Origin of the sequence: Poinsettia branch-inducing phytoplasma str. JR1, assembly GCF_000309465.1 — a bacterium.
Lineage (GTDB): Bacteria > Bacillota_I > Bacilli_A > Acholeplasmatales > Acholeplasmataceae > Phytoplasma > Phytoplasma pruni.
On sequence record NZ_AKIK01000098.1, the window covers coordinates 1 to 1,547 of the forward strand.

1 protein-coding gene is annotated in these 1,547 nt (G+C 23.1%); it reads left to right on the top strand.

From position 1 onward, the window contains the following. The first annotated feature begins 38 nt into the window (after window positions 1-38). Window positions 39-1,121: a hypothetical protein gene (locus ON17_RS02195; RefSeq protein WP_017191859.1), complete on the top strand. Its 1,083-nt coding sequence runs from the start codon at window positions 39-41 to the stop codon at window positions 1,119-1,121. Window positions 1,122-1,547: the final 426 nt, after the last annotated feature.

The window sequence follows — 1,547 nt, forward strand, 5'->3', positions numbered from 1 at the left end:
CTTGCAACTAAATTTTTTTTATTTTTTTTATTATATTAATGATTTTTTTAGTTTTATGGACACGACAAATTTATGCTTTTAATCCTAATGATTATGAGAAAGATAAGAATCAAAAACATTTGTTTCAATGTTGGAGACATGAGGATGGTCATATTTTTGCCGATAACGCAAGAGTTTTTTACGATATTCCTGGAATTACATTGGTGCCTTGTCGAACTTATCAAGAATATGCTAATAAAAGTCAATTAGTAGGGAATGCTACTGGTATAGCTCTTAATTTTGTGCCACCCGCAAAATTATTTTGGAATGGGTTTAAAACATTTATGGCTGATAAAATATTAGATCATAAAGATGATGGAGTATCTATGATCAATGATATAGTTAGATATTATATTTTAAACGACGAAGGAAAAGCGTTTTTCTTTTTTGAAACGAATCAATTAGACGAAATTAAACAAGTAGATATCACTTTTTGTGATTGCGATATGTCTCCTTCTTTCATTACTAGTGTAATTGAATTTTTAAATCATTTAACTAAATTTTTAGATGATCCTGATTTTGATAATTTAATAGAGAAATTAATATCAAAAGGTGAATTTTCTAACAAAGAGTTAAAAGAAATGGGTATTCAACAAAGAGATATCGAAAAAATATCACAATACCAAAAAATTCCTAAACCTATAAAAAACAAAGTTAAAGAATATATAAAGAAAAAAATAAATCAAAAAGTAGGTCATGCTATTGCTAAAACAGCTCTAAAAACAGGAACTAAAAAAATAGTAGGAAAAACTTGGGGTAAGGTATTATTTCCTGAAGTGTTTGAAGCTATTGAAATGGGCGAAAAAAAATATGAATCTCAAAATCATATTAAAAATAATATTCATTTTGAAATCAAAAATAATAGTTACGAAACAACATTAGGGTTTGCAATAAATTTTCCTAATAAAAATGAATTAGAAATATATGAATTGAAAAAAACTTCTGACTGTCCTTTTACGACTAAATTAATTAATAAAGTTAATCTTTTTGATTCTACACATATGTTAATCAACTTAATTCAAACTAAAAGAGGTTTAGATTCTAATCAATATTTAAATATTTATTGCGGAAAATTAAAATAATGACTCTTCATAAAATTTATTTTTTCATATTTCACATTTTTAGTTGTTTAATCACTATATATATCATTTTAAAAACAAAATATTTAGATTTTATTATCGACCCTTCCAGTCGATTTTATAAAAGTAATTTTAAAACTTATATTAATAATAAAAAAGAATGTCAACAAAGTATACAATCAACTACAAAAAAAATTAATCAAATTTCTCAAAAACAAAAGATTATTGATGACTCTCAAATTCTTACATCATATAAAAGTGTTTTTCAGAAATTGACTTTTTTAATCTTATTGACAATTATATCTACAATTATTTCTTATTTATTTTTAAATAGTATTACTGATTTTAACAAATTAGTATACTACTTGTTTATATTTTTCGTTATCATAATCATTATTTATTTTATTTATTTTATTTGTTATTGTTTAT